The 19,230-nt window shown below is 64.3% G+C and carries 16 protein-coding genes; 15 read left to right on the forward strand and 1 reads right to left on the reverse strand.

The genetic code is table 11. The features are described from left to right. Positions 1-513 precede the first annotated feature (513 nt). The 8 genes from QMB55_RS10420 to lexA all read left to right on the forward strand — a co-directional run bounded on the left by QMB55_RS10420 (position 514) and on the right by lexA (position 8,689). A complete protein-coding gene (locus tag QMB55_RS10420) occupies positions 514-2,193 on the forward strand; it encodes an acyl CoA:acetate/3-ketoacid CoA transferase (RefSeq protein WP_497588639.1) in 1,680 nt (559 codons plus the stop codon). 30 nt (positions 2,194-2,223) lie between these two features. Continuing rightward, the gene (locus QMB55_RS10425; RefSeq protein ID WP_497588640.1) at positions 2,224-3,621 is read left to right on the forward strand and encodes a GntP family permease; all 1,398 of its coding nucleotides are present in this window, start codon (positions 2,224-2,226) and stop codon (positions 3,619-3,621) included. Between the two features lie 68 nt (positions 3,622-3,689). Further along, positions 3,690-4,934 carry a thiolase C-terminal domain-containing protein gene (locus QMB55_RS10430; protein WP_497588641.1) on the forward strand — a complete coding sequence of 415 codons (1,245 nt, stop codon included), beginning with the start codon at positions 3,690-3,692 and terminating at the stop codon, positions 4,932-4,934. Between the two features lie 20 nt (positions 4,935-4,954). After that, a complete protein-coding gene (locus QMB55_RS10435) occupies positions 4,955-5,269 on the forward strand; it encodes a hypothetical protein (protein ID WP_497588642.1) in 315 nt (104 codons plus the stop codon). Between the two features lie 24 nt (positions 5,270-5,293). Next, complete coding sequence (locus QMB55_RS10440) at positions 5,294-6,088, forward strand: SDR family NAD(P)-dependent oxidoreductase (protein WP_497588643.1); 795 nt, start codon at positions 5,294-5,296, stop codon at positions 6,086-6,088. A 285-nt stretch (positions 6,089-6,373) separates the two neighbouring features. After that, positions 6,374-6,793, forward strand: a complete 420-nt coding sequence (locus tag QMB55_RS10445) for a MaoC family dehydratase (RefSeq protein WP_497588644.1) — start codon at positions 6,374-6,376, stop codon at positions 6,791-6,793. Between the two features lie 16 nt (positions 6,794-6,809). Then, positions 6,810-8,021, forward strand: a complete 1,212-nt coding sequence (gene fabV / locus QMB55_RS10450) for an enoyl-ACP reductase FabV (RefSeq protein ID WP_497588645.1) — start codon at positions 6,810-6,812, stop codon at positions 8,019-8,021. A gap of 65 nt (positions 8,022-8,086) precedes the next feature. Next, entirely contained in the window at positions 8,087-8,689 is a 603-nt protein-coding gene (gene lexA, locus QMB55_RS10455) for a transcriptional repressor LexA (RefSeq protein ID WP_497588646.1), read from the forward strand. A gap of 110 nt (positions 8,690-8,799) precedes the next feature. Here the strand turns inward: lexA and QMB55_RS10460 are convergent, their stop codons facing one another. Further along, positions 8,800-9,444 carry an ankyrin repeat domain-containing protein gene (locus tag QMB55_RS10460; RefSeq protein ID WP_497588647.1) on the reverse strand — a complete coding sequence of 215 codons (645 nt, stop codon included), beginning with the start codon at positions 9,442-9,444 and terminating at the stop codon, positions 8,800-8,802. Between the two features lie 178 nt (positions 9,445-9,622). Here QMB55_RS10460 and pyrG point away from each other — a divergent pair, with 178 nt between their 5' ends. From pyrG to QMB55_RS10495, 7 genes are all read left to right on the forward strand, one after another. Beyond that, entirely contained in the window at positions 9,623-11,254 is a 1,632-nt protein-coding gene (gene pyrG, locus QMB55_RS10465; protein WP_497588648.1) for a CTP synthase, read from the forward strand. After that, a complete protein-coding gene (kdsA, locus tag QMB55_RS10470) occupies positions 11,251-12,090 on the forward strand; it encodes a 3-deoxy-8-phosphooctulonate synthase (protein WP_497588649.1) in 840 nt (279 codons plus the stop codon). Before pyrG ends, kdsA begins: the two co-directional genes overlap by 4 nt. Then, positions 12,087-12,389, forward strand: coding sequence for a DUF1330 domain-containing protein (locus QMB55_RS10475; protein WP_497588650.1), 303 nt, complete (start codon positions 12,087-12,089; stop codon positions 12,387-12,389). The genes kdsA and QMB55_RS10475 overlap by 4 nt, the downstream gene beginning before the upstream one ends. 22 nt (positions 12,390-12,411) lie before the next feature. Next, positions 12,412-13,695 carry a phosphopyruvate hydratase gene (gene eno, locus QMB55_RS10480; protein WP_497588651.1) on the forward strand — a complete coding sequence of 428 codons (1,284 nt, stop codon included), beginning with the start codon at positions 12,412-12,414 and terminating at the stop codon, positions 13,693-13,695. 93 nt (positions 13,696-13,788) lie between these two features. Further along, complete coding sequence (gene ftsB / locus QMB55_RS10485; protein ID WP_497588652.1) at positions 13,789-14,127, forward strand: cell division protein FtsB; 339 nt, start codon at positions 13,789-13,791, stop codon at positions 14,125-14,127. A 149-nt stretch (positions 14,128-14,276) separates the two neighbouring features. Then, complete coding sequence (locus QMB55_RS10490; RefSeq protein WP_497588653.1) at positions 14,277-18,164, forward strand: PAS domain S-box protein; 3,888 nt, start codon at positions 14,277-14,279, stop codon at positions 18,162-18,164. A 3-nt stretch (positions 18,165-18,167) separates the two neighbouring features. After that, complete coding sequence (locus tag QMB55_RS10495) at positions 18,168-19,211, forward strand: HD domain-containing phosphohydrolase (RefSeq protein ID WP_497588654.1); 1,044 nt, start codon at positions 18,168-18,170, stop codon at positions 19,209-19,211. The last annotated feature ends 19 nt before the right edge of the window (positions 19,212-19,230 follow it).

Here is a 19,230-nt window from a genome sequence, read left to right on the forward strand (position 1 = left end):
ACGCGATTTGTTGTCGATCTCCCGCTTACGGACGAGGCAAAGCTGGCGGGTAAGCGTGTGCTGTCTCAATAATGAGACCCAACCTACTGTCATCGTCTCGTTTTTCGGCTGTTTTTTACATTTTATTCATATAAAACAAGTTGCTGTTTTTTCTGGCATGCCCTCTGCTTTGAAGGTGGGCGCTAAGCTGGCCGTCAGAGCCGCTGCGCTTCATCGGTAACGGAGGAAGGGTTTGCTTCAGAGGTGCTTTTTTCGGAAAGGGCGTCCAAGGCAGCATCAGGCCGTGTCCTTATCCGACCCTAAATCGACCTGCGACGGCGGGGCATGCGCAATGCTGCTCGCGCACTGCGTCCGGATCGATTCTGGACGGCCGCATGGCCTCCTCGCGTGCGGCTTGCCCGCGGCCTTCCCTTTTTCGTTGCTGTCCTGTTTTGCACCCAAGGTCTGCGTGTCGCCGTTTCCTGTTTGATCCGGGAGGCGTCGTCGCGCCGTGCCACGTCAGAGGAGAGTCAAATGCAGCAACCTTCAGCCGCTACGCCAGCCTCCGGCAAGCGCAGCAAGATCATCAGCGCGGCCGAAGCCGCTCGCCTGATTCGCGACGGTGATACCGTCGCCACGGGCGGGTTTGTCGGCATCGGCTTTGCCGAGAACATTGCGGTCGCCATCGAAAAACGTTTTCTTGGCGAGGATCCCGAGTCCCCGGCCGGTAACCCGCGCAACCTGACCTTGGCCTACGCGGCCGGGCAGGGCGACGGCAAAGAGCGCGGCCTCAACCACCTCGGACACGAAGGGCTCGTGTCCTGCGTGATCGGCGGTCACTGGGGTCTGGCGCCCAAGCTGCAAGCGCTGGCGGTCAACGACAAGATTGCCGCGTACAACCTGCCGCAGGGGGTGATCTCGCACCTCTTCCGCGACATCGCCGCCGGCAAGCCCGGCCTGCTCACCCGCGTCGGCCTCGGCACCTTCGTCGATCCGCGTTTCGGCGGCGGCAAGATCAATACGGTGACCCGGCGCGACCTCGTCGAACTCAAAGAGATTGACGGTGAAGATTATCTTTTCTACCGGACGTTCCCGCTCAACGTCGGCATCATCCGCGGCACCACCGCCGATCCGGATGGCAATGTGACGATGGAGAAGGAGGCTTTGACGCTGGAGGCAATGGCCATTGCGATGGCAGCGCACAATTCGGGCGGCATCGTCATCGTCCAGGTCGAACGCATCGCCGAACGCGGCACGCTCAATCCACGCCAAGTCAAGATCCCGGGCATTCTGGTCGATCACATCGTGGTCGCCGAGAAGGCGGACTACCACATGCAGACCTTCGTCGATGCCTACAACCCGGCGTTTTCCGGCGAGTTGCGGGTGCCGATGTCTTCGATTCCGCCGATGGAGCTTTCCGAGCGCAAGATCATCGCCCGTCGCGCGGCGATGGAGTTGTCGACCAACAGCGTCGTCAATCTCGGCATCGGCATGCCCGAGGGCGTGGCCAGCGTGGCAACGGAAGAGGGCATCATCGACCTGATGACGCTCACCGCCGAGCCCGGCGTGGTTGGGGGCGTTCCGGCAGGCGGCCTGTCGTTCGGCGCAGCGACCAACGCCGAGGCGATCATCGACCAGCCTTACCAGTTCGATTTCTATGACGGCGGCGGCCTCGACCTTGCGTTCCTTGGGCTGGCGCAGGCCGACACCCACGGCAACCTCAACGTGAGCAAGTTCGGTCCGCGCCTCGCGGGGGCCGGCGGCTTCATCAACATCAGCCAGAACGCGAAGAAAGTGGTCTTCCTCGGCACCTTCACCGCCGGCAAGCTCGACGTGTCGGTCGAGAACGGCGCGCTGAAGATCGCCCGCGAAGGCGAGACCAAGAAGTTCGTCGCCGAGGTCGAGCACCGCACCTTCAGTGGCGATTACGCCAACAAGCGCGGCCAGGATGTGCTCTACATCACTGAACGCTGCGTTTTCCGCCTCGTTGAAGGCGGATTGGAACTGATCGAGATTGCCCCCGGTGTCGACCTCGAGCGCGACGTTCTGGCGCACATGGATTTTGTCCCGGCGATCAGCCCGGAACTGAAGCTCATGGATGCCCGCATCTTCGCCGATGCCCCGATGGTCATCCGCGAAGAGATCGTCAGCGGTGTCCGCCCTGCACTCGAAACCGCCGAGTGCGCCAAATCCACGGCTGCCGTCGCGGCCTGATGCTAGACAGAATAAGAGAGGGTTAACACCATGAGTTTCCTGATCGTCCTGGCTTCACTGTGTTTCCTGATGTTCGTCGCTTACCGGGGTTACAGCGTCATCCTGTTTGCCCCGGTGGCCGCGATGGGCGCCGTTCTGCTGACCGATGCGTCCCTGGTTGCGCCGATGTTTACCGGCCTGTTCATGGACAAGATGGTCGTCTTCGTGAAGTTGTATTTCCCGGTCTTCCTGCTCGGTGCCGTGTTTGGCAAAGTGATCGAGTTGTCCGGCTTCTCGAAGTCGATCGTTGCTGCGGTGATCAAGCTGATTGGCCCGTCGCGCGCCATGCTGGCCATCGTGCTGGTGTGCGGCATCCTGACCTACGGCGGTGTCTCGCTGTTCGTGGTGGTGTTCGCGGTCTATCCGTTTGCAGCCGAGATGTTCCGTCAGGGCGGGATTCCGAAGCGCCTGATCCCGGGCACCATCGCCCTCGGGGCCTTCACCTTCACGATGGACTCGATCCCCGGCACGCCGCAGATCCAGAACATCATCCCGACCACCTTCTTCAAGACCGACATCTACGCTGCGCCGGTGCTCGGCACGCTCGGCGGCCTGTTCATCCTGATCGTCGGCCTGGCCTACCTGGAATGGAACCGGCGCAAGGCGCTGGCCGCACAGGAAGGCTACGGCACCGACCTCATCAACGAGCCGGCGCCGTTCGAAAACGAGCAACTGGCGCATCCGGTGATCGCCATTCTGCCGCTGGTGCTGGTTGGCGTGATGAACAAGGTGTTCACCATGGTCATCCCCTCGCTTTATGGCGACAGCGTCTCCTTTGCCCCGGCGGTGATCGGCAAGGTGGCGCCGGTGGTGCAACAGACCAAAGCGATCATGGCCATCTGGGCGGTCGAAGGTGCGCTGCTCGTCGGCATCGCCACCGTTTTCGTCTTTGCCGGCCGCATCGTCATCCAGAAGTTCGCCGAAGGCTCGAAGAACGCCATCGCCGGCGCTCTTCTGGCGACGATGAACACTGCCTCGGAATATGGCTTTGGCGCGGTGATCGCGGCGCTGCCGGGCTTCCTCGTCGTTGCCCAGGCGCTCGGTTCGATCCCCAATCCGCTGGTCAATGAAGCGGTGACGGTCACCGCGCTCGCCGGCATCACCGGTTCGGCCTCGGGCGGCATGAGCATCGCGCTCGCCGCGATGGCCGAGACCTTCATCGCCAACGCGCAGGCCGCGGGCATTCCGCTCGAGGTCTTCCACCGCGTGGCGTCGATGGCCTCGGGCGGCATGGACACCCTGCCGCACAACGGCGCGGTGATCACCCTGCTGGCCGTGACCGGACTCACCCACCGCCAGTCGTACAAGGACATCTTTGCGATCACTGTGATCAAGACGGCCGCGGTGTTCTTCGTCATCGCGATGTACTACGCGACCGGCCTCGTCTGACCTGCTTTCGCCGGCCGCCACTCGGCGGCCGGCCCCCCTTTACGCATCGTTTCTCAGGAGGAAACACCATGTCCAAAGCCAGTATCATCGGCGCCTACAACACCCCTTTCGGCGCATTCGTGACCAAGGACAAGGCCACCGGCCTTATCACCGACACGCGCAGCTACTACGACCTCCTGATCGAGGCCGGGCGCGGTGCGATCGCCGACGCCGGCCTCGAAGCCAAGGACATCGACGCGGTTTATGTCGGTTCCTGCTCGCCCGGTTCCTTCATCAACCAGGAACACGTCGCGCCGCTCGCCGCCGAGATCGACGCGGCGCTGCGCTTCAAGCCGATGACGCGTTGCGAGTGCGCCTGCGCCTCGTCGTCGGTCGCGCTCTACGACGCCATCTACGCCGTCGAATCCAACCGTTATCGCAATGTGCTGGTGATCGGCGTCGAGAAGATGAACCTCCTGCCGACGCCGCAGATGACGCATGTGCTCGCCTGTTCTTCGCACTGGCCAAGCGAAGGCTCGAAGGGCTGGTCCTTCCCGGCGCTTTTCGCCGCCTACGCCAAGGGCTACCAGCAGCACTACGGTCTGAGCGCCGAGGCGCTGGAGAACATGTTGTGGACGGCCGGCGCGCTGTGCTACAAGAACGGCGCCGAGAATCCGCTCGCGCACGTGCGCAACGGCCCGCAGACGCTGGAACAGATCCGCGCGCTGTCGCAGCCCGACGAAAAGGGCAAGTGCAAGAACGTGATGATCGCGGCGCCGCTGCGTCTGCACGATTGTTCGCTGGTCACCGACGGCGCTGCGGCGCTGGTCGTCACCCAGACGGCCAACGTCAGCCGCCGCGAGCGTGCCGTCGAGATCGCCGGCATCGGCCATACCGCCGAGCGCCTGGCCGAGAACGTGCGCCCCAACATGCATGAGCTGATGGCCGGCAAGGTCGCCGCCGCCAAGGCGTTCAGCGAAGCCGGGATCACCGTCGCCGACATCGATTTTGCCGAAGTGCACGATTGCTTCACCATCAACATGCTGCTGTCGACCGAGGCGCTGGGGCTTTCCGCCGACGGGCGCGCCGGCTTCGATTTCCTCGACGGGCGTTTCACGCGCGACGACCGCTGCCCGGTCAACCTTTCTGGCGGCCTTAAGTCGAAGGGGCACCCGGTCGGCGCTACCGGTGCGTCGATGCATGCGCTGGCCTACAAGCAGTTGATCGGCGAGCCGATCGGCGTGGCCGCGAAGAAGGCCGACATCGGCGTCGTCTACAACGTCGGCGGCTCGTCGGTGACCAACTGCGTCACCGTGCTCAAGGCGCCGCGCTGAGCGCGGGAAAGGAGTCAGCCATGAGCGCTTTCATTTACAACGACCTGGAATACACGCTGGTGCCGCGCGCCGCGGCATGGGACGTCGTCGTCCTGCGCGGCGGCAAGACGGCGACGGTGGGCGCCGGCCTTTTTGGCGGAGCCGATGCCGAAACGGCGCTGGCGGGCGCGCAAAAGCTGGTGCGCACGCTGGCGCCGGTGGGCGTTCGCCTCGTCGGCCCGGACGTCGCGCACCCGCTGCGTTTCGGCGAGCTGAAGATCGTCCCGCCCGACGTGACGCATCCCAACTTCATTTACTGGGACAAGGACAGCACGTCCTGCCCGAAAACGGTTTGATCTCTTTCCGCGAAAGGAAAAATTATGGAAATCAAAGGCTGCGTTGCCGTCGTGACTGGCGGCGGTAATGGTATCGGGGAGGCCGTCAGCAAGTATTTCGCCCGCCAGGGCGCCAAGGTGGTGGTGGTCGACATGGCGCAGGGCAACATCGACCGCGTCGTCGGCGAAATCGCCGCCGCGGGCGGTGAGGTCATCGGCGTGCAGGCCAACGTCACCAGCGAGACTGACACGGCGCGCTTCTATCAGGCGGCTTTGGAAGCTTTCGGCAAGGTCAATATCGTCGTCTCCTGCGCCGGGATCATCCGCGACGGCACGATGCTCGCGCTCGACAAGGAGACCGGCAAGGTTTCGCGCAAGATGGGCCTCGACAAGTGGCAGCCGGTCATCGACACCAACCTGACTGGCACCTTCCTGACCATCCGCGACGGTGCCGAAGCGATGGTCAACGGTGGCTGGCCGGGGCTGCTGGTTGCCATCTCGTCGGTGAACAAGGTCGGCCAGGTCGGCCAGCTCAACTACTCGTCCGCCAAGGTCGCCGACGCGCTGCTGCCCAAGATCGTGGTTGGTGAGTTCATGCTGCGCGGCATCCGCAACGTGCGCTGCATCGCGATCGCCCCGGGCTACACCGCCACCCCGATGCTCACCGGCATGAACCAGGATGCCCTCCAGGCCATCCTCGCCGACGTGCATCTCGGCCGCCTCGTCGAACCCGAGGAAATCGCCCGCCTGATCGGCCATGCCGTCGAGAACGAAGCGATCAACGCCACCACGCTCGAGATCACCGGCGGCCTCTGTTATCCGGGCGGCATCGCCAAGTAAGCCGCCTCCGTTTGCGTCTGCCTGAATCCGGCGCGCCCGTACGGGCGCGCCCGGAGCGCACGGCACCGCTTCCGCACTGACGCGACAACGTTTCGCGTCGACCGTTTCCGTCCTGTTTGCGTACCGAATGGCCTGAGCGCCAATCGGCGGGATGGTCCGCCTCGAGGTTTCGAGGGGAGGCGTCTGCTCGGCAATCAGATGTCATGGCCGCGCGGCCAGGGTTGCGGTCGCCGGTACGGCTCGCCAACGGGAAGGAAATCGATTTTCAACTTGATGGAGCAGACCATGTCATTTTCAATCGAGCAATTGCAGATCGGGCAGACGGCAAGTTTCGAAAAGACCATCACCGAAGCCGATGTCATCCTTTTTTCTGGCGTGTCCGGGGACATCAATCCAGTTCATATTGACGAACTTGCGGCCCAAAAAAGCATCTTCGGCCGTCGCGTCGCACACGGCGTGCTGGTATCGTCGCTGACCTCGTCGGTCCTGGGCATGCAGCTTCCGGGCAAGGGGACCATTTATCTTGCGCAGGAAAACCGCTTCAAGGCGCCGGTCTTCATCGGCGACACGGTGAAGGCCTCGGTTGAAGTGACCGAGCTGCGGCCGGAAAAAAACGTCGCGATCCTGAAGACCACGACGACCAACCAGGACGGTCGGGTCGTCGTCGAGGGTGTGGCGACCGTCATGCCACCGAAGCACGCGTAACAAAGAAGGAGTCATCATGATTATCGAACCAATCATTCAGGGGGTCGTTGCGCGCAGTGCCCACCCCGCCGGCTGTGCCGCGGCGGTGCGCCAGCAGATCGCCTACGTCGAGGGGTGCCGCACGCCCGGCGGCGGTACCGGCACAGCACCGAAAAAGGTGCTCATCCTCGGCGGTTCATCCGGCTTTGGCCTGGCGTCGCGCATCGCCTTGGCCTTCGGCGACGCGCAGGCCGATACCATCGCCGTCTCTTTCGAGCGCGGGGCGAACGACAAAGGCGTTGGAACCGCCGGCTGGTACAACAACATTGCGTTCAACGAGGCTGCCAAAAGCGCCGGACGCATCGCCAAGAACTTCGTCGGCGATGCCTTTTCCGCTGATCTGCGCGAGGCGGTGGCCCGCTACATTGAAGACGAATTCGGCGGGCAGGTCGATCTCGTGATCTACAGCCTGGCCACGGGGGCCCGACCCAATCCGGAAACGGGCGAACTGTGGCGTTCGGCGATCAAGACGCTGGATGCGCCCTATACTGGCTTCATGCTCGATCTCGAGCGCGAAGCCCTGTTGCCGCTGACCGTCGAACCCGCCACGGCGGAGGAGCGGTTCTGCACGGAAAAAGTGATGGGCGGCGAGGACTGGGAGGCGTGGATTCGCTTTCTCGCCGGGCGTGGGCTGCTGGCTGCGGGGGCAATGACTTTGTCGTACTCGTACATCGGCAGCGAGATCAATTATCCGATCTATCATCACGGCACGCTCGGTGCGGCGAAGCGGCATCTCCATGCCACCGCCGACACGCTGGATGACTTCCTTTCCGAGACGGTCGGCGGTTCTGCCTATGCCGTCGTCTGCAAGGCGCTGGTGACCAAGGCCAGTGTCTTCATCCCCGGCCTGTCCCCCTATCTTCTGGCTTTGTTCAGGGTGCATAAGGCGCTGGGGCTGCACGAGGGGCCGATCGAGCAGATGCAGCGGCTGTTCGGCGAGCGACTCGCGGCGGGCCTGCCGGAGACCGATGCCGAGCGGCTGGTGCGGATCGACGATTGGGAATTGCGCCCCGATGTCCAGGCGCAGGTGCTCGAAATACTCTCCAGCATGACCCCTGAAAACTTCCGTGAGCTCGGCGATTACGCTGGGTTCCGGCGAGCCTTCATGGAACTCAACGGTTTCGAGGTGGACGGCGTGGACTATGCGGAGGACGTCGATCTCGAAGCGTTGCGCGCACTGCAACCGTAAGTGTCTGAAGGCTTGCCAAATACGACTGACTGTATAAAAATACAGTCAGTCGTTCAGGAGGTGACATGGTCAAGCTGACGCCCAGGCAGCAGGAAATCCTCGATTTCATCCGCAGTAACGTCGAGATGCTCGGCGCGCCGCCGACGCGCGCGGAAATTGCGACCGCTTTTGGCTTCTCTTCGCACAATGCGGCCGAAGAGCATCTGAAAGCCTTGGCGAAGAAAGGCGTCGTCGTTCTCGAACCGGGTTCGGCGCGTGGCATTCGCCTCGTCGAGCAACTCGGCCTGCCGCTGATCGGCAGCGTGGCCGCCGGCAGCCCCATCCTCGCGGTCGAGAACGTGCAGGGGCGTTACGCGCTCGACGCCAGCCTGTTCAAGCCGCGTGCCGACTTCCTCCTGCGTGTGCGTGGCCTGTCGATGCTGCACGCCGGCATCCTCGAAGGCGACCTCCTGGCCGTGCATCGTTGCGCCGAGGCGCGTAACGGCCAGATCGTCGTGGCCCGTCTCGACGACGATGTGACCGTCAAGCGTTACCGCAAGCACGGGAGCGTCGTCGAGCTGATCGCCGAAAATCCGGACTACGCGCCCATCGTTGTCGACACGCGCGTCCAGCCGCTGGTCATCGAAGGCATCGCCGTCGGCCTCATTCGCGGCGGCGAGGCGATGTAAGGCGCGGGCTCCAGTTCAGCGCTCGGGGCTGCAAGCGCAGCGCTCTTTCGCTCACGAAAACGAAAAACCCGCCGAAGTGCTCGGCGGGTTTTGCTTTTGGGGTGCTGCGATCAGGGTTTGGGCAGGCTCTGGCGCAGCACGCTTGCCGTCTGCGGATGCTTGTTCTGCACGGCGTAGGAGAGCGGGGTGCGGCCTTCGGCGTCCTTGACCGTCGGGTCGGCACCGCGCTCGAGCAGGAACTTGGTGAGCTTGGGCTGGCCGGTCGCGGCCGAGAGGTGCAGGGCGGTCTGGCCGGCGTCGGAGCGTTTGGCGAGGTCGGCCTTGTGGTCGAGCAGCACCTGCGTCACCTGGCGTCCGCCCGAGAGCACGGCGACGTGCAGCGGGGTCATGCCCACGCGGTCGCTGGCGTTGATGTCGGCGCCGTGGTTGATGAGGTATTCGGCGGTCTTGACCCGGCCGTAGAAAGCAGCCATGTGCAGCGGAGTGCGCCCGAGCGGGTCGCGCGCATTGATGTCGGCACCGCCCTTGAGCTGCTGGCTGATTTCGGTCAGGTCGCCCTGGATGGCGGCCTTGGCGAGTGGCGTTTCGGCCACCGGGGGTGTTTCGTCGCTCGGCGGCTTGGCATTGTCCTTCTTGCTGTCGCAGCTGCCGAGGCCGAAGGCGAGGGCGATGCAGCCGAGCAACGCGATCCGGCGCAGGAGGCGCGGAACGGGTGCGGCCGTCGCCGGCAGACGGTTTTCGGTGGGTCGCTTCATGGGCAAAAAGTGACGCGGGTGGTGGAAATAGACGCTAATCATAAACGATTGTGGCGCTCTTGGTCGCGTCCGCCGCGGTGCAGCGGATACGACAAGGTTCGAGGCGACGACGCGCGGGCGTCTTCTTGCCGTCCCCCTTTTTCGGCTACAATTCGGCTTTCCCGCTGCAGATATTCCCATGACCAAATACGTCTTCGTCACCGGCGGTGTGGTGTCCTCTCTCGGTAAGGGCATCGCCGCTGCGTCGCTGGGTGCCATCCTCGAATCGCGTGGCATCAAGATCACCCACCTCAAGCTTGACCCGTACATCAACGTCGATCCAGGAACGATGAGCCCGTTCCAGCACGGCGAAGTCTTCGTCACCGAAGACGGCGCTGAAACGGACCTCGACCTCGGCCACTACGAGCGCTTCACCAGCGCCAAGATGGCTAAGCGCAACAACTTCACCACCGGCCAGATCTACGAGACGGTGATCAAGAAGGAACGGCGCGGCGAGTACCTCGGCAAGACGGTGCAGGTCATCCCGCACATCACCGACGAGATCAAGGAACACATCCGCCGCGGCGCCGAGGGCGCCGAGGTGGCGATCGTCGAAGTCGGCGGCACGGTCGGCGACATCGAGTCCTTGCCCTTCCTCGAGGCGATCCGCCAGATGGGCCTTCAGGTCGGACGCGGCAACGCCTGCTACGTGCACCTCACGCTGCTGCCCTACATCCCGACCGCCGGCGAGTTGAAGACCAAGCCGACCCAGCACTCGGTCAAGGAGTTGCGCGAGATCGGCATCCAGCCCGACATCCTGATCTGCCGCGCCGACCGTCACATCCCGGCCGACGAGAAGGCCAAGATCGCCCTGTTCTGCAACGTGCAGAGCGAGGCGGTGATCGAAGCCATCGACGCCGATTCGATCTACAAGATTCCGGCGATGCTGCACGACCAGATGCTCGACGAGATCGTCTGCCACAAGCTCAACATCCTGGCCAAGGCGGCCGACCTGTCGGTGTGGAAGAGTCTCGTGCATGCCCTGGAGCATCCTGAATGCACAGTCAACATCGCCTTCGTCGGCAAGTACGTCGATCTGACCGAGTCGTACAAGTCCTTGTCCGAAGCGCTGATCCACGCCGGCATCCACACCAAGTCCAAGGTCAAGATTCATTACCTCGACTCGGAAGAGATCGAGGCCAAAGGTTGCGCCGCCCTGAAGGGCATGGACGCCGTGCTGGTTCCGGGCGGCTTCGGCCGGCGCGGGACCGAAGGCAAGATCGCCGCGATCCGCTATGCGCGCGAGCACAAGATTCCCTACCTCGGCATCTGCCTCGGCATGCAGCTCGCGGTGATCGAATTCGCCCGTCATGTTGTCGGCCTGACCGGTGCCAACAGCACCGAGTTCGACGCCAACTGCCCGCATCCGCTGATCGGCCTGATCACCGAGTGGAAGGACAGCACCGGCAAACTTGAGAAGCGCGACGAGGCCTCCGACCTCGGTGGCACCATGCGTCTGGGCGCACAGCGCTGCCCGGTGCGGACGGGCACCCTGGCCGAGAAGATCTACGGCAGCGACGTCAATGAGCGTCACCGTCACCGCTACGAGGTCAACAACCACTACGTTGATCGCCTCGAATCGGCCGGACTGATCGTTTCGGCACGGACGCCGAGCGAGAACCTGTGCGAGATGATCGAGCTGCCGACCGAAGTGCACCCGTGGTTCGTGGCCTGCCAGTTCCACCCCGAGTTCACCTCGACGCCGCGCACCGGTCACCCGCTGTTCTCCTCCTTCGTGCGCGCCGCCATTTCCGGCAAGGTCAAAGCATGAAGCTCTGCGGATTCGACGTCGGTCTCGATCAGCCGCTGTTCCTGATTTCCGGGCCGTGCACCGCCGAGTCGCTCGAACTGTGCGTCGAGGTCGCCGGGCACATGAAAGAAGTGTGCGCGAGGCTGGGGCTACCCTACATCTTCAAGGCGTCCTACGACAAAGCCAACCGCAGTTCGGGCAAGTCGCCGCGCGGCCCCGGCATCGATGCTGGCCTCAAACTGCTCGACGAAGTCCGTCGCCAGGTCGGGGTGCCCATCCTCACCGATGTGCATACCGAGGACGAGATCGCCCAGGTCGCGGCGGTCGCCGACGTCTTGCAGACGCCGGCCTTCCTCTGCCGCCAGACCGATTTCATCCACGCGGTTGCCGCCTGCGGTAAACCGGTGAACATCAAGAAGGGGCAGTTCCTCTCGCCGGGCGATATGAAGCAGGTTGTCGCCAAGGCGCGCGAAGCCAACGGCGGTGCGGACACCCTGATGGTCTGCGAGCGCGGCGCGTCTTTCGGCTACAACAACCTCGTTTCCGACATGCGTGGCCTGGCCATCATGCGCGAGACGGGCTGCCCGGTGGTCTATGACGCGACGCACTCGGTGCAGTTGCCGGGCGGCCAGGGCACGTCCTCCGGCGGCCAGCGCGAGTTCGTTCCGGTGCTGGCGCGTGCCGCCGTCGGCGCGGGCATTGCCGGCTTGTTCATGGAAACGCATCCGCGGCCCGAGCAGGCCTTCTCCGACGGCCCCAACAGCTGGCCGCTGGCGCGCATGGAAAGTCTGTTGCGCGGCCTCGTTGCCCTCGACCGTGCGGTCAAGGCCGCCGGGCTGGAGGAACTCAAGGGGTGAGCGCAAAGGGCTATCTGGTCGTCGAGGCGAAAGTCTCGGACCCGGAAGCCTACGCGCGCTATCGGACGCTCGCGGCGGCCGCGGTCGAAAAATTCGGTGGCCGCTACCTTGTTCGCGGCGGCCCGGTCGAAATTCTCGAAGGCCCATGGACGGCGCCCGAGCGGCTCGTGATCATCGAGTTCGACTCGGTCGACCGGGCCCAAGCCTTTTACGCTTCGCCCGAGTACCGGGCGGCGCGCGCTGAGCGCGCAGGGGCGGCCGTCATGAACATGCTGGTCGCCGCAGGTCATCAACCGTAATCACCAGGGTAAAGGAACAGCCATGAGCTCCGTTGTCGATGTCGTCGCCCGCGAGATTCTCGATTCGCGCGGCAACCCCACCGTCGAATGCGACGTCCTGCTCGAGTCGGGCGTGATGGGGCGCGCTGCTGTGCCCTCGGGCGCCTCGACCGGTTCGCGCGAAGCCATCGAACTGCGCGACGGCGATGCCTCGCGCTACTTCGGCAAGGGCGTGACGCGGGCGGTCGAACACGTCAATAGCGAGATCGCCGAGGCGATCATCGGTCTTGATGCGCAGGAGCAGGCCTTCATCGATCAGACGCTGATCCAGCTCGACGGCACCGAAAACAAGTCGCGCCTCGGCGCCAATGCGCTGCTCGCGGTGTCGATGGCGGTGGCCAAGGCCGCCGCCGAGGAGTCGGGCCTGCCGCTCTACCGCTACTTCGGCGGCTCGGGGCCGATGCAGATGCCGGTGCCGATGATGAACATCATCAACGGCGGCCAGCACGCCAACAACAGCCTCGACTTTCAGGAATTCATGATCCTGCCGGTCGGCCAGGGCTCGTTCCGCGAGGCGCTGCGCTGCGGCGCCGAAGTCTTCCATTCGCTCAAGAAGCTGCTCGACCAGAAAGGCTTCTCGACCGCGGTCGGCGACGAGGGCGGCTTTGCCCCCAGCCTCGGCAGCCATGCCGAAGCGCTGCAGCTGATCGTGCAGGCGATCGAGACCGCCGGTTACTTCCCTGGCGAGGACGTGCTGATCGGCCTCGACTGCGCGGCCTCCGAGTTCTACAAGGACGGCAAGTACCTCCTCGCCGGCGAAAGCCTGGAGCTGACCTCGGCCCAGTTCATCGATTACCTCGCCAACCTCGTCGACCAGTTCCCCATCGTCTCGATCGAGGACGGGATGGCCGAGGGCGATTGGGAGGGCTGGAAGCAGCTGACCGACCGCCTCGGCGACGGCGTTCAGATCGTCGGCGACGACGTCTTCGTGACCAACACCCGCATCCTGAAGGAAGGCATCCAGGAAGGCGTGGCCAATTCGATCCTGATCAAGATCAACCAGATCGGCACGCTCTCGGAAACCTTCGCCGCGATCGAAATGGCCAAGCGCGCGGGCTACACCGCGGTCATCTCGCACCGCTCGGGCGAAACCGAGGACAGCACCATAGCCGACATCGCGGTCGGGATGAACGCGCTGCAGATCAAGACCGGCTCGCTCTCGCGCTCGGACCGCATCGCCAAGTACAACCAGTTGCTGCGCATCGAGGAAGACCTCGGCGACACCGCCGCCTATCCGGGGCGCGAGGCCTTCTACAACCTGCGCTGAACGGCAGGGCGCTGGCGACGCGACGTGGGTGACCGCGTCTCGTCGTCTGGCCCCCGCTCTTCCCACGTTTTTTTCTTTCCCATCCTCTGACCGATGCGCTGGCTGGCGATCGTGCTCGTAAGCCTCACTGTGCTCATCCAGTATCCCCTCTGGATCGGCAAAGGCGGCTGGTTGCGCGTGTGGGAAGTCGACCGCCAGTTGCATCTGCAGCGCGAGGCGAACAAGAAGCTTGAAGTGCGCAACGCCGGCCTCGACGCGGAAGTCCGCGACCTCAAGACGGGGTACGACGCGATCGAGGAACTGGCACGCTACGAACTCGGGATGATCAAGCAGGACGAAGTTTTCGTGCAGATCCCCGAACGCCTTCCCGGCGAAGCGCCGCCCCGGGTCGAAAAAGCAGAGAAAGCTCCGCCTGCACGCGCGCCGCGCTAGGCGCGCTCTACAGTCCGTCGACGGGCGACGAGACGAAACGACTTCGAAGCACTATTCTGGACTGAAGATCGGCAGGGCGTTCCGACGTTCCATTCTCAGGACTGCACCTGCATCAAGAGAAATCGCATCGATCTCACGAGGGGTGGTGAATGTCGTTGATGCATTGGCTGGGCACGCAATGCCGAGGGCGTCGTCGTCTGGATGATCCATGGTTGCGGCTGGGGGCCGTTCTGGTGCCTTGCCTGGCGTGCGCCGTGCAGTGGACGTTCTGGAGCGTTTTGCAGCCTTTCGTCTGGTTCCTTTTCTACCCCGCCGTGTTTCTCAGTGCGCGCATCGCCGGCCTGTGGGGCGGAGTGGCGAGCACCGTCGTGAGCGTGCTGTTGGCTTGGTATGTTTTCATGCCGCCGATGCTGAGCTGGGCGATGGAAGCGCCGAACCAGATCGCGTCGGTGTTCGTTTTCCTCGTTGTCGGTTACCTGATCAGCGAAGTGCATGAGCGCCTGCGGCGCAGTCAGCGGCACAGCGACAATCTTTTCGACGCGGCCTTCGATCAGGCCGCGGTGGGCATTGCCCTGGTCGCGCCCGACGGGCGCTGGTTGCGGGTCAATCCACGGGCGGCGCAGATCGTCGGTTACAGCGTTGAAGAGTTGCTGCGAATGCGTTTCCAGGAGGTGACCCATCCCGACGATCTGGCCGTAGACGAGGCGCAGATTCGCGACCTTCTGGCCGACCGGATTACGCAGTACGCGCTCGAGAAACGCTACCGGCGCAAGGACGGCCGGAGCGTCTGGGTCAACCTGTCCGTGGCCTTGCTGCGCACGGCGGAAGGCGAGCCGGATTATTTCGTCTCGGTGATCGAGGACATTGACGAGAAAAAACGGGCGCAGGACGAGGCCATGGCCAGCAAGCGGCAACTCGAGGCCGCGCTTGAAAGCATGACCGACGCGGTGTTCATTTCCGACCTCGAAGGGCGCATCACCGTCTTCAACGAGGCGTTCGCCCTCCTTCACAAATTTCCGGACAAAGCTGCCTGTGCCCAGCGCTTTGAGGACTATCCCGAGATTCTCGAGGTCTATTCGTCCTCCGGGCGCCTGCTGCCGCTATCCGAATGGGCCGCGCCGCGGGCCTTGCGCGGCGAGACCGCGAGCAATGTCGAATTCCGTTTGCAGCGCAAGGACACCGGCGAAACCTGGCTGGGCAGCTACAGTTTCGCGCCGATCCACGGGGTGGATGGCAAGATTGCCGGCGCGGTCGTTATCGGCCGCGACGTGACCGAGAAAAAAGCGGCCGAGCTTGCCGTGCGCGAGAACGAACGCCGCCTGCGGCTGGCCCTCGACGCCGCCAAAGCCGGGATGTGGGAATGGAACCTGCGTACCGGCGAGAACATCTGGTCGGACGAGGTCTTTAGGCTCTATGGCCTGGCACCTGGGGAGCAGGCACCGTCGTTTGACACCTGGGTTAACAGTATTCACCCGGACGACCGCGAGCGCGCTGTGAACGCCGCGCAGCTTGCCGGACAGACGGGGCGGGAACTGAACATCGAGTGGCGGGTGCGCGACGCTGGCGAAAGCGAACGCTGGCTGATGTCGCGCGGGCAGCCCATTTTCGGCGCGCACGGCGAACCGGAGCGCTTTCTGGGCATCGTCATGGACGTGAGCGAAAAAAAACGTGCCGATGCCGAACTCGAACAGCATCGCAATCACCTCGAACACCTGGTTCAGACGCGCACCGCCGAACTGGCCGAAGCCAACCGGACGCTGGCCGAACACGTCGAGGAAATCGCCGCCTTGTACAACCGAGTGCCCTGCGGTTATCACTCGCTGGCGCCGGACGGCCGGGTGCTGGCGATCAACGACACCGAGCTCGACTGGCTGGGCTATGCGCGCGAAGACGTCGTTGGACGGCCGATTACTGATTTCATGGCGCCCGAGAGCCAGGCCTTCTTCGCCGCGACTTTTCCGCGCTTTTTGCGCGAAGGGCTGTTGCGGGACGCCGAGTTGGAGTTCGTGTGCCGCGACGGTTCGCGCCTCTCCGCCCTGGTCAGCGCCAATCTCGTGTACAACGCGGACGGCACAGTACAGTACTCGCGCAGCACGATGATCGACAACCGCGAGCGCAAGGCGCGCGAGCAGATGCTGGCCGCCATGCAGAGCGAGCTGGCCCGGCGGGCCGACGAGGCTGAGCGGGCGACGCGCAGCAAGAGCGCTTTCCTTGCCAACATGAGCCACGAAATCCGCACCCCGATGAACGCCATCCTCGGGCTCGCCCACCTGATCCTGCGCGCGGGGCTGCCGCAGGAGCAGGCCGTGCGAGTGGAGAAGATCGAGAGCGCCGGCAAGCACCTGCTCTCCATCATCAACGACATCCTCGATTTTTCCAAGATCGAAGCCGGACGGGTTCAGCTGGAGAGCGCCGATTTCCAGCTCTCGGCGCTGCTCGAAAACATCCAGGCCTTGATCAACGAAGAGGCCCGGAGCAAGGGGCTGCAGGTCACGATCGATGCGGAGGCGCTTCCCGAACCGCTGCGCGGCGACCCGACCCGGTTGCGGCAGGCCTTGCTCAACTACGTGAGCAACGCGCTCAAATTCACCGAGCACGGCGGAATCGTCCTGCGGGCGCGGGTGCTCGAACGGCAGGCGGATACGCTTCTGATGCGCTTTGAGGTGGAGGACAGCGGAATCGGGATCACGTCCGAGGTTTTGCCCGGTCTCTTTCGCTCCTTCGAGCAGGGTGACGCGTCGACCACGCGCAAATACGGCGGCACCGGACTGGGGCTGGCGATCACCCGGCGTCTGGCCCTCCTGATGGGCGGGGAAACCGGGGTCAGCAGCGAGCCGGGGCGCGGCAGTGTCTTCTGGCTGACGGCGCGTCTCGGCTACGGACAGCACGGGGCCGAGGCCGCCCCGTGCGATCCGGCATCCGACACGGAAGGGCGCTTGCGTGCCGGACATGCCCGGATTCTCCTGGCCGAGGACAACGAGATCAACCGCGAGGTGGCCCTGGAACTGCTCAACTCCGTCGGGTTGGAGACGGACACGGCGATCAACGGGCGCGAAGTCCTCGAAATGGTGGGACGCAAGGCGTACGACCTGGTGCTGATGGACATTCAGATGCCCGAGATGGACGGCCTGGAAGCGACCCAGGCGCTGCGTCGCCTGCCCGACTGGAGCTCGCGCCCGATTTTGGCGATGACCGCCAACGCCTTCAACGAGGACCGCCAACGCTGCCTCGACGCCGGGATGAACGACTTCATCTCCAAGCCGGTGGACCCGGAGCTGTTCTTTGCCGTGCTCGACAAGTGGCTGCCGCCGATCCCGCAAGGCTCTGCGGCACCGCGCCGGGAGGCGCCGGAGGCGTTGGCCGCCGAGCCCGAGCCGCCAGCGCCGGGCGTTCCGATCGGCTTACCCGAGATGCCCGGGGTCGATCCGAGGCTCGGCATGGTCCATGTGCGCGGCCACTGGCCGCGCTACCTCAGGATGTTGCGGCAGTTCGAGCGCAGTTACGGCGACGTTTATGTCGATCTCCTGCGGCAAGCGCGGGAACAGGGCGATTGGGATTCCGGCCTGCGTCTGGCGCACACCCTCAAGGGAACGGCGCGCCTGATCGGCGCGTCCGAACTTGGCCGCCGGGCGGAGGCACTGGAAGGCGATCTGCGCGCCGGCGGATCGGCCCGCTGCGCGACGCTGGAGGCGGCGCTGGAGGATGAGTTGCAGCGCATCATGGCCGGCCTCGCGGCTGCGCTGGCCTGGGTCGGGCCGGAAACGCCGCGCTCCGGTCACCCGGAAGGCAGCGGCCCGCCCGCGAGGCCGTTAGACGTCTGCGAAGCCAGGCTGCTGGCCGAATACCGGGCCTTATTGATCGGCAATGACACCGTCGCCGCACGACGGCTGGCGGATGTGGTCGAAGTGCTGAGTGCCGCCGGAATGACGGCCGGGCCGATCGCGGCGTTTTCCGACGCGGTCACGGGGTTCGATTTCCAGAAGGCGGTTGAGATTCTGGAAGGTATGACCGTGGGTCTTGGGCAAGCGAAGGAGTGAACCATGAACGGACTGGAGAACGAGACGATTCTCGTCGTCGATGACGCGGCCGAGAACATTGCCTTGCTGTCGGACATTCTGGGCGACGACTATCGCGTGATCTTTGCGCGCGACGGGCTGGAGGCGCTGCACCTCGCGCAGAAGACGCCGCAGCCGAACCTGATCCTGCTCGACGTGATGATGCCCGGAATGGACGGCTACGAGACCTGTCGCCGACTCAAGAGCGACTTGCGTACGCGCGGGATTCCGGTGATCTTCCTGACCGCGCACAGCGACGTGAACAACGAGGAGATCGGTTTGCGCCTGGGGGCGGTCGATTACCTGCACAAACCCTGCCATCCGGCGATCGTGCTGCAGCGGGTGCGCATCCACCTCGAGGCGCATAACCAGAACCTGGCACTTGAACAGCGGGTCCGGGAGCGGACCGCCGAACTCGAGGAAACGCGGCTCGAGATCATTCGCCGCCTGGGGCGTGCCGGCGAATACCGCGACAACGAGACCGGGATGCACGTCATCCGCATGGCCAAGTGCTGCTATCTGCTCGCCCTTGCCGCCGGCATCCCGGAGGAACATGCCAAGATGCTGGAAGTGGTCGCCCCGATGCACGACATCGGGAAAATCGGAATTCCGGACAAGATCCTGCTCAAACCCGGCACTTTTACCGCCGAGGAGCGCGAGATCATGCGGCAGCACACGCGCATCGGCGCCGAGATCATCGGCGAGCATGCCTCCGGCCTGCTGCGCCTGGCCCGTTCGGTGGCCATGACCCACCACGAGCGCTGGGACGGGCGCGGCTATCCTGAAGGAATTTCCGGCGAGGCGATCCCGATCGAAGGCCGGATCGTTTCGATCTGCGACGTTTATGACGCCCTGACCAGCGCGCGGCCTTACAAGACCGCCTGGACGTCGGCCGCCGCCGTCGAGTACATCGTCTCCGAATCGGGCGGTGCTTTCGATCCCGGCCTGGTGCCGCGGTTTATCGAGCTGGTGCCCGAGTTCGCGCGAATCCGCAGCGCCTACTCCGACGACCGTTCGCGCTTCTGGTAGGCCGTCGGCGCGCTTGCTC

This window comes from Propionivibrio sp. (assembly GCF_041441355.1).
Classification (GTDB): Bacteria; Pseudomonadota; Gammaproteobacteria; order Burkholderiales; family Rhodocyclaceae; genus Propionivibrio.